The 769-nt window shown below is 57.6% G+C and carries 1 protein-coding gene; it reads right to left on the minus strand.

Annotation, left to right across the window (positions count from 1 at the left end; translation table 11 throughout):
• Window positions 1-18: 18 nt before the first annotated feature.
• On the minus strand, window positions 19-210 hold the full coding sequence (locus X744_RS1000000173290; protein ID WP_023763234.1) for a hypothetical protein: 192 nt from the start codon (window positions 208-210) through the stop codon (window positions 19-21).
• Window positions 211-769 lie beyond the last annotated feature (559 nt).

A 769-nucleotide genomic window follows, 5' to 3' on the forward strand; every position in this document is an offset into this window, starting at 1 on the left:
GGGATGGTCCTTGGCTGACTAACGCGCCCTGGGCGTCACTCGCCGCACAACATCAAGCGCGACCGTCACCACCGGGCCACCCAGGCTGACGGTCACGGCGTCTTTCTCGACCCGTGTGACGCTGCCGATCAGTTCCATGGTCTGGCCTTTGAGGACCTTCGTGGTGCTATCCCGAACGGAATGCGGAAATCCGTAGGTCGGTATCGACACGCTGATCCTGTCGTCAGTGACGCGTCGAATTATGGTGGCGTCGATCGCCANCGCGACATGAGTACGCAGGGGATAACTTCCTCCGCGGTCGGACTTTCAACAACGTCCCGGAAACGTCGGAGCTGACGTCGTTTCGATCCACGAACTTATTTTCGGACGCTAAAGCGCTCGGGATCAAACGTGAGGAAGTCGATGAAGAGGTCGACAGCCTGTATCGGACATCCTCTAGTGGATCGTGCACTTCGATCCCGGTCTGCCCGAGCTAAGTCGCTCGCGTAGACTCGTTCCTAAAGCGTTCCAGAAAAACAGACCTTCACACAGGCACTGAATCGCGCGATCAACACGAAGCTTCCTTGAACGGTGCATCGTCATGAACGTCATCGCAGTCAGTCTCGTATCGCTCATTCTGGCGATCGCGTGTGTTCTAGTCCACTATGAGGCCTTCAAAATGGTCGCAAGCTCTGCCCGTTCAGCCGAGGTCGGCGGGTTCCCGAGCCGAGGACGACTGTTGATCGTAATCTTCGGAGCGCTTGCCGCGCATAGATCGGAAGAGCACACG

Origin of the sequence: Mesorhizobium sp. LNHC252B00, from assembly GCF_000502955.1 — a bacterium.
Lineage (GTDB): Bacteria > Pseudomonadota > Alphaproteobacteria > Rhizobiales > Rhizobiaceae > Mesorhizobium.